Annotated in this window: 8 protein-coding genes, 1 tRNA gene and 1 rRNA gene (1 of these 10 cut by a window edge); all 10 read right to left on the reverse strand. The window is 45.1% G+C overall.

Going from position 1 to position 8,462, the window contains the following annotated elements:
• Positions 1-8: 8 nt before the first annotated feature.
• Positions 9-950, reverse strand: a complete 942-nt coding sequence (locus AC0THY_RS18315; RefSeq protein WP_489992021.1) for a diguanylate cyclase — start codon at positions 948-950, stop codon at positions 9-11.
• Positions 951-971: 21 nt separating this feature from the next.
• Positions 972-1,448: a chemotaxis protein CheD gene (locus tag AC0THY_RS18320; RefSeq protein WP_489992022.1), complete on the reverse strand. Its 477-nt coding sequence runs from the start codon at positions 1,446-1,448 to the stop codon at positions 972-974.
• Positions 1,449-1,452: 4 nt separating this feature from the next.
• Positions 1,453-2,067 carry a chemotaxis protein CheC gene (locus AC0THY_RS18325; protein ID WP_489992023.1) on the reverse strand — a complete coding sequence of 205 codons (615 nt, stop codon included), beginning with the start codon at positions 2,065-2,067 and terminating at the stop codon, positions 1,453-1,455.
• A 21-nt stretch (positions 2,068-2,088) separates the two neighbouring features.
• Positions 2,089-3,765, reverse strand: coding sequence for a methyl-accepting chemotaxis protein (locus AC0THY_RS18330; RefSeq protein WP_489992024.1), 1,677 nt, complete (start codon positions 3,763-3,765; stop codon positions 2,089-2,091).
• 24 nt (positions 3,766-3,789) lie between these two features.
• Positions 3,790-4,155: a response regulator gene (locus AC0THY_RS18335; RefSeq protein ID WP_489992025.1), complete on the reverse strand. Its 366-nt coding sequence runs from the start codon at positions 4,153-4,155 to the stop codon at positions 3,790-3,792.
• 36 nt (positions 4,156-4,191) lie between these two features.
• Positions 4,192-5,004: a CheR family methyltransferase gene (locus AC0THY_RS18340; RefSeq protein ID WP_489992026.1), complete on the reverse strand. Its 813-nt coding sequence runs from the start codon at positions 5,002-5,004 to the stop codon at positions 4,192-4,194.
• Positions 4,997-5,314 (reverse strand): hypothetical protein, encoded by a 318-nt coding sequence (locus AC0THY_RS18345; RefSeq protein ID WP_489992027.1) that lies wholly within the window; start codon positions 5,312-5,314, stop codon positions 4,997-4,999. The genes AC0THY_RS18340 and AC0THY_RS18345 overlap by 8 nt, the downstream gene beginning before the upstream one ends.
• Before the next feature lie 13 nt (positions 5,315-5,327).
• Positions 5,328-5,720, reverse strand: coding sequence for a chemotaxis protein CheW (locus AC0THY_RS18350; RefSeq protein ID WP_489992028.1), 393 nt, complete (start codon positions 5,718-5,720; stop codon positions 5,328-5,330).
• Positions 5,721-5,960: 240 nt separating this feature from the next.
• Positions 5,961-6,032, reverse strand: a tRNA-Asn gene (locus AC0THY_RS18355).
• Positions 6,033-6,193: 161 nt separating this feature from the next.
• Positions 6,194-8,462 (reverse strand): 23S ribosomal RNA (locus AC0THY_RS18360); it runs 620 nt beyond the window's last position.

Below are 8,462 nucleotides of genomic sequence, written 5' to 3' on the forward strand. Positions count from 1 at the left end.
TTCTCCATCTATTCTGCTGACTTATACCACACACAGCGATTTTTCCCGCTGCGCTTTCCCTGATAGAGGGCATGATCCGCACAATTTATATTCTCCTCCACACCCATATCCTCTCGAAACTCATGGAGACCCAGAGTAATTGTGCATGTAAATTTACCATTGCCGTGAAATACTTCAAAATTCTCAATATCGGAGCGAATTTGTTCACTGATCCGTTCAGCCTCCCTCTTTGTGACACTGAACAAAACAATCAGAAACTCTTCTCCGCCCCACCGGATCACCCTGTGTTTCCGGCAGACTCCCTCCATAATATTGGCCACGCATACAAGAGTCGCATCACCTGCATCATGACCATAGGTGTCGTTGATCTTCTTAAAGTCGTCAATATCTGCCAGAATCAGTACATTGGTCAAGTCTTCCTGTTGATACTCTTGCATTTCCTCCATTAGATCTCCCACCACATATCTGCGGTTGTAAAGCCCTGTCAGCCCATCCCGGAACGCCATGTAGTTCAACTTCTCCATGCTGCTGCGTAGCTCCCTGTTCTGTCTGCTCAGTTCATCCTTCTGCCGTTTTATCTGCAAATGTGCCCTCACTCTGGACAACAGCTCCTGCTGGGCAAATGGCTTCTTTATGTAATCACATGCCCCCATGGCAAACCCTTTGACAACATCTTCATCCTTATCCTTGGACGTCAAAAAGATAATGACTGCGTCATTTTTATCCGTCTTTTTCAACTGTTCACATAAATGGTAGCCATCTGTATCCGGCAGCACAACATCCAGAAGAATCAGATCCGGCTGATATTGCTCCACCATGCTGTTTGCCTCTTCCCCGTTGTGTGCTTCACAAATAAATATATTTTCCTCTTTCAGTATCATTCTGACTTGTTTGCAAATTAAAAGACTGTCATCTACCACTAAAACAATCTGTTTATCTCCATTTTCCATATCCGCCTCCATCAATTCTTCTCAGAGCACCCAAACCTTTTTCTTAACTGTGCTTATCGTCAATTTTCCGTCATCCGTAGAAAATCGGATTGTTCTCCCATAATCTCTCCCTGTGTCCTCTCCATACAATCGGATTCCTTCTCTTTGCAGGGCCGCCTTAACAGCATAAATGTTTCGTTCCCCAATCTCCCATTCTTTCCCTGCGCTTTGAAACATTTTTGCTCCTCCCGCAATCTTTGCGATCAGATTTTCACTTTTCGCCCCGCAGCGGATCATCTCATGTTTGAGCGCTTCAATACCCTCGTCCGCAAATTTATAAGGGTTCATGTGATTAAGCCCCCAAGTATTATGAGGAAGTACAATGTGCGCCATTCCGCCCAACTTCTTTTTCGGATCATAGAGACATACTCCTACACATGAACCTAAAGCATAGGATATCAGCTCCTCGCCCTGACTGGCTATTTTTCCCTCTGCGATGCCCACAATTATCTGCTTCATAGCCCTACTCCTTAGCTTTTTGAAGTACCTTGTCTAAAGAACATATTTCCGGCAGAAACAGGATTCGCCCCAAAAAAGACTGGCCTTCATCCATCTGAAATTCATTCTCTATCAACATAATATCGTCCCCCATCTGCAGGAACTTTGAAAACAGAACACTCAATATCGCGCCTCCCATATCGATACAGAGATGCGGAATAGAGACATCCATCTCCGAATCCAACAGCTGTGAGAGAGCTCTTATATAGGACCCGCACATGATATTCCCCATCTCCGATATAAGAGATTTCTCCATACGGTCCAAATCGGTCAGGCTTCTTGCCTTTGGTTCCAGCAGCGTGTTCAGAACAGCTTCTGTGAATGTGTCGTTCAGCAGGAATAAAAATACTCCTCTCAGCTCCCCAACCACCTCTACCAAAATACCAGCCTGCAGTTCCTCCGCCTTTTCCAGGATATTATATATTTCCTGATACTTTACTATTTTAAATATAGGTGTATTGATGACCATAGTACAATCCATCATCTGTGATAGCGATGTTACTGCATTTCCCGTTCCAATGTTTCCGAACTCCTTGAGTATGTCTCTGGACACTTCGTCCAACTCCGAATAACACTTCATTTTGCTGCCTCTTTTCCTGATTTATATTTCAAATTGATCCACCAGCTCTTTTAATATCTGAGCCTGAGCTGATAGCTCCTCACTGGCAGCGGCACTCTCCTCCGAAGTTGCAGAGTTGCCCTGGACAATATCTGATATCAATTCCACACTCCTTCTGATCTGCGCAACCGCATCCGCCTGCTGTACAGAGGCAGATGAGATATTTTCCACCATATCATTTACCTCCTGTGCACCTTTTACAGACTCCTGCAGTGTCTGGGCTGCTATGTTTACTGCATTCAGCCCTGCATTTACAGCCTCCGTATTTTTGTCAACCAGCCCCGCTGTAAGCTTGGACGCCCCGGATGTCTTTGAGGCCAGCCGCCGCACTTCACCGGCAACTACGGAGAATCCCTTTCCAGCTTCCCCTGCCCTGGCCGCCTCCACAGAGGCATTTAAAGCCAATATATTTGTCTGAAATGCAATATCCTCAATTTCCTTTACTATACTCGTAATCTCCCTGGAATTTTTCTTAATAAGCTGCATGCAATCCAAAAGTTCATCCATCTGTCCATCGCCTTCTGTCAGGCTTTGTTCCACCTTATTGGCCCGTTCTTTGGATTGCAGTGCATTTCCTGCATTGTCCTGCACACTGTCAGCAATTTCATTGATGCTTACAGCCAGCTCCTCGATAGAGCTTGCCTGCTCAGATGCGCCTTGGGCCATCGCCTGGGCTCCGTTGGCCACCTGCTCCGCTCCCACGGACACCTGCTCCGCGCTGTTTCCAATCTGCTGAATAGACTGCCTGAGTAAATCACCGATCTCCCTCAGTGCTTCCTCCAATGCTTTGAAATCACCTTTAAAGTCCACTTGGGGCTGGTATTTCAGATTTCCGCCGCCTAGGGCGATCATTCCTCTCTTTATTTCAACCACATACTCTTCCAGTGCTAGCGCTGTTGCTCTGATATCCTCAGCCAATTCACCCAGCTCATCCTCAGATGTATACGCTAAATTAATGTGAAGCTGGCCGCCCGCAATAGTATTGGCCGCCATCTTTACCATATAGATGGGCTTGCAGATACTTCTTGTGATCAATATCCACAAGATAATTGTGATACACACAATGGCCACCGCCAGAATCACAAAAAATGCAATGCTGTTCTCACTAAAAGCCTTTGTGGATTTCAAACTATTCTCAGCGTCTGCTGTAGTGATATTCACCACCTCCACCAGCGTACTTTTCACCTGCTCCGACTTTTGCAGATAATCCCCAATAAATGCTTTTAAAGCTTCCTCTTTATTGCCCTCTTCCAAAAGCGAAATAACCTTGTCTCTGTACTGGATAAGGATTTCATACTCCTTCTTTAACTTATTTACCTGCTCTTCTCCGCTTACGTATCCTGTACTCAATCTTTCTAAACCAGTATCTACTTTTTGAATCATATCCTCTACGTTATTGAGATACTGTTCTTCATCAACCACCTGATCTGTAGCTGTGAGAATGGCCAGATATCTGCCGACGCCCTGTAGATTCGCAGCCATTTCCATAGATGTCTGTACATTGTCAAAGGGCTCATTGTAGAGCTTCTCCATTCTAGTCAGCATATTTCTGTTGTTCATAATTGTGACCGCCACTGTCAGTACATACATAACTAAAACTAACGCAAATGCTATTATAAGTTTTGTTCCGATTTTTAGGTTTTTAAAACGTTTTCTCATATTCCTTCTCTTCTCCAAAATGTCCTAATTTGAAAGGCAATTTGCCACTATACGCTCAAGTATTTCTGCCTTAAAGGGTTTTACTATAAAGTCCTCCGCACCTGCCAGTATGGCTTTCTGAATCATACTTTCCTGGCCGATCGCAGAACACATCACCACCTTGGCATCCGGTTTCAATGTTTTAATCTCCTCCAAGACTTCAAGACCCGATTTTCCAGGCATAGTGATATCTAAAATGGTTAAATCGGGAACATATTCCCGAAATAGCCTGAGCGCTTCTTCCCCGTCCTGGGCCTCCTGTATTTCACCATATCCGCTTGCCTCCAGAGCCCGACGAATACATTTTCTCATAAACATCGCATCATCCACTATCATTATTTTGTTGTCCATACCTTCTCCTCTGTTTTATTAGATTTTACGCTGATATTATACTGTTTTTTTATAGATGGCAGGATAGACAGCCTCCAGTTCTGTCTCATCTCTTGAGAGTAATTCCGCATGGCCAATCAGCAGATAGCCTCCCGGATTTAAGCTCTTTTCAAGCTTTTTAATCAGCTTCTCCTTAGAAACTTTGTCGAAATAGATCATAACATTTCTACACAAGATTAAATCAAACTGTTCTTGTTTCACACATGGTGTCATCAGATTCTGTTTTTGGAAGTGAACATAATACTTGATCTTTTCATCGATTTCAAAATTTTTGCTGTCTACAGTCTGACAGTACTTTCCACGCCATCTCTCAGGAATCCGTTTCCATTCCCGGTCGGGATAAACTGCTCTGCGTGCCTGCTCTAATACCTCCTCTGAGATATCCGTTGCCAATATTTTAATGTGAAAGTTCAGATTTGCCTTCCCTCTATACTCCTCAAGGGCCATGGCCAGTGTATAACACTCTTCGCCTGTAGAACAGCCTGCACACCAGATGGTAATATTTTTAAACTGCCTTTTCTCAAACAGCTCCGGAAAGATGTACTGTTTGAGAATATCAAAATGTTCCTGTTCCCGCAAAAAATATGTATAATTTGTAGTCAGCCTGTTAACCATGTCGTCCTGCATCTTACCGCTTCTATCCTTATACATTTGATCTAAATACTCCCGAAAAGAAGACAATTCATACTTTTCCAATATCTTTGTCATCCTGCACTCTATCAATACCTTCTTTTTTTCGAGATTGATCCCATAGTTTGTCTTCATGTATTCAACAATCTCTGCAAACTCTTTTTCTTTTAATCTAATCACTCTTTTTCTCCCATATTCCTTCTGTAAGCGCGGATAAGATGTCTGCTTCTGTCTCCTCTTCCCCTACTGCTTCTGCCAAAAGGCCAAAAACATACCCACTCTGCGCTTTCAACAAAATTGCACAGTTTGGGTTTATCCCCTTTGCCATCCAATAGCACGGTATTAGCTTTTGGTTATAATAAATAAGCCCCGCTACTTTTATGGGACTGGCGGGTACTCTATAAAAACTTGGTTTTGATAGAATTTCCTGTACATTTAATTCATCCAGATATAACACTCTTGCCCTGCTCTTGGCTGTAATAAACTTCATTTTCCTCTAAGCTCTACTCCTTCTCAACCGTCAAATATTGAGGTTCTAAAAGATATGCCAGTGTATCCTCCTCTTTCAAATCCTTTTGGTAAAACACTGATTTTAGATACTGATTATCCTTGTTCAGCACCACTGGCGGCAAATCAATAAACTTCTGTTCCAAAATCTCCCGTATGCCAATCACTTCTTCCACCAAGATTCCAAATCTGATTTCTTCTCTTCTCAGAATTATGATGTACCTTCCCGTCCCCGCTTTCTCCCCACCAATAAATTTGCAGAAATCCATTAGAAACAATTCATCCGTGACTTCTTTTTCATCCTTTATACTTTCAACCCAAAAAAGTGGTAATAAAAAGTGGAGACCATCTGAACAAAATTCCAGATATGAGTTCTCCGAATCTGACATTCTCTTTATCCCCCTGTAGTTTATTCTAATTTAATAATATGTTATTTTGAACAATAATGCAAGCAAAAAAGACCACTGCGGGAGTTTGTATATAGAAAACATGCCAAAACGATCAGGTCAATTTCTGGAGATGACCTGGTCTTTTTAACATGTTTTTTGATATACATAAGGCATATTAATGACATTTTATTCTTCACAAACAAAAAACCGTAAACATTAACGTCTACGGTTTTCCATAAGCTCCCCGAGTTGGGCTCGAACCAACAACCCTTCGGTTAACAGCCGAATGCTCTACCATTGAGCTATCGAGGACTATTCTATTTTTTCTTTCTTCTTTTGTGAAGGTATCTGCTTTTCGTTCATATACCTTCAAAACCACACACAGATCTATTCAACCATCCATTTACCTATCCTACTCTTAACCAGTATTCTAGTATTCCAGTATTCTCTTACTCTCTTTAACCCTTACCTTCTTGGTTAAGCCTTCGACCTATTAGTAACAGTCAGCTCCATACATTACTGCACTTCCACCTCTGCCCTATCTACCTCGTCGTCTTCAAGGGGTCTTACCGCTTTGCGGGGGATATCTCATCTTGAGGGGGGCTTCACGCTTAGATGCCTTCAGCGTTTATCCCTTCCCGACTTGGCTACCCGGCTCTGCTTTTGGCAAAACAACCGGTACACCAGTGGTCAGTCCAACCCGGTCCTCTCGTACTAAGGTCAGCTCCTCTCAAATATCCTACGCCCACGCCGGATAGGGACCGAACTGTCTCACGACGTTCTGAACCCAGCTCGCGTACCGCTTTAATGGGCGAACAGCCCAACCCTTGGGACCTACTACAGCCCCAGGATGCGATGAGCCGACATCGAGGTGCCAAACCACTCCGTCGATGTGAACTCTTGGGAGTGATAAGCCTGTTATCCCCAGGGTAGCTTTTATCCGTTGAGCGATGGCAATCCCACTTTCTACCACCGGATCACTAAGTCCTACTTTCGTACCTGCTCCACCCGTCGGTGTCGCAGTCAAGCTCCCTTTTGCCTTTGCACTCTTCGAATGGTTTCCAACCATTCTGAGGGAACCTTTGAGCGCCTCCGATACCCTTTCGGAGGCGACCGCCCCAGTCAAACTCCCCGCCTGACATTGTCCTCCCGCCGGTTTACGGCGGCTAGTTAGAAACCCAATACTGCAAGGGTGGTATCCCAACAGCGGCTCCTTGGCAACTGGCGTCACCAATTCTCTGCCTCCCACCTATCCTGTACATGCAATACCGAATCCCAGTATCAAGCTGGAGTAAAGCTCCATGGGGTCTTTCCGTCCTGGCGCAGGTAACCAGCATCTTCACTGGTATTTCAATTTCACCGGATGCATTGTTGAGACAGTGCCCAAATCATTACGCCTTTCGTGCGGGTCGGAACTTACCCGACAAGGAATTTCGCTACCTTAGGACCGTTATAGTTACGGCCGCCGTTTACTGGGGCTTAAGTTCAAAGCTTCGCTTGCGCTAACCTCTCCCCTTAACCTTCCAGCACCGGGCAGGCGTCAGCCCATATACTTCACCTTGCGGTTTTGCATAGACCTGTGTTTTTGCTAAACAGTTGCTTGGGCCAATTCTCTGCGGCCTCATTTCTGAGGCACCCCTTCTCCCGAAGTTACGGGGTCATTTTGCCGAGTTCCTTAACAATGCTTCTTCCGTCGGCCTTAGGATTCTCTCCTCATCCACCTGTGTCGGTTTACGGTACGGGTATGATATAAACAATAGCGGCTTTTCTTGACGCATGGCTCACACACTTCCCTACTCTAGTTCGGTACGCATCACGTCTTCGGATTGTATGACGGTTTTTCCAATCATACTCCTGCCCCGCTTGCCCCGGGTTTTCCACTCCCGGGTTGTGCTTTCCACACGTGTCCCCACAGTTCTGTTATACCATAGTACAGGAATCTCAACCTGTTGTCCATCGACTACGTCTTTCGACCTCGCCTTAGGCCCCGACTTACCCAGAGCAGATCAGCTTTACTCTGGAAACCTTGGATATTCGGCCGAGAGGATTCTCACCTCTCTCTCGCTACTCATTCCGGCATTCTCTCTTCTTAAAAATCCACTGCTCCTTTCGGTACAGCTTCTTCTCTTTAAGAATGCTCCTCTACCAATGTATTTACATACATTCCTCAGCTTCGGTGCCGTGTTTCAGCCCCGGACATTTTCGGCGCAGGACCTCTCGACTAGTGAGCTATTACGCACTCTTTTAATGTATGGCTGCTTCTGAGCCAACATCCTAGTTGTCTTCGAAATCCCACATCCTTTTCCACTTAACACGTACTTTGGGACCTTAGCTGGAGGTCTGGGCTCTTTCCCTTTCGACTGCCCAACTTATCTCGTGCAGTCTGACTCCCGTGCATCCTCTTTATGGCATTCGGAGTTTGATAATCTTCGGTAAGCTTTGACGCCCCCTAGGATATTCAGTGCTCTACCTCCACAAGAGTAACACGAGGCTAGCCCTAAAGCTATTTCGAGGAGAACCAGCTATCTCCGGGTTCGATTGGAATTTCTCCCCTATCCACACCTCATCCCCACCCTTTTCAACGGATGTGGGTTCGGTCCTCCATTGCCTTTTACGGCAACTTCAACCTGGACATGGATAGATCACCCGGTTTCGGGTCTACCCCGGCTGACTGGACGCCCTTTTAAGACTTGGTTTCCCTCCGGCTCCACGCTTTCTGCGCTTAACCTTGCCAGCCGGCGT

This window comes from Ruminococcus sp. 8Y-12 (genome assembly GCF_058119865.1).

What these genes read in the sequence shown, in the direction of transcription:
- AC0THY_RS18315 (WP_489992021.1), bottom strand. Translation starts at nt 950, where the DNA reads ATGGAAAATGGAGATAAACAGATTGTTTTAGTGGTAGATGACAGTCTT.
- AC0THY_RS18320 (WP_489992022.1), bottom strand. Translation starts at nt 1,448, where the DNA reads ATGAAGCAGATAATTGTGGGCATCGCAGAGGGAAAAATAGCCAGTCAG.
- AC0THY_RS18325 (WP_489992023.1), bottom strand. Translation starts at nt 2,067, where the DNA reads ATGAAGTGTTATTCGGAGTTGGACGAAGTGTCCAGAGACATACTCAAG.
- AC0THY_RS18330 (WP_489992024.1), bottom strand. Translation starts at nt 3,765, where the DNA reads ATGAGAAAACGTTTTAAAAACCTAAAAATCGGAACAAAACTTATAATA.
- AC0THY_RS18335 (WP_489992025.1), bottom strand. Translation starts at nt 4,155, where the DNA reads ATGGACAACAAAATAATGATAGTGGATGATGCGATGTTTATGAGAAAA.
- AC0THY_RS18345 (WP_489992027.1), bottom strand. Translation starts at nt 5,314, where the DNA reads ATGAAGTTTATTACAGCCAAGAGCAGGGCAAGAGTGTTATATCTGGAT.
- AC0THY_RS18350 (WP_489992028.1), bottom strand. Translation starts at nt 5,720, where the DNA reads ATGTCAGATTCGGAGAACTCATATCTGGAATTTTGTTCAGATGGTCTC.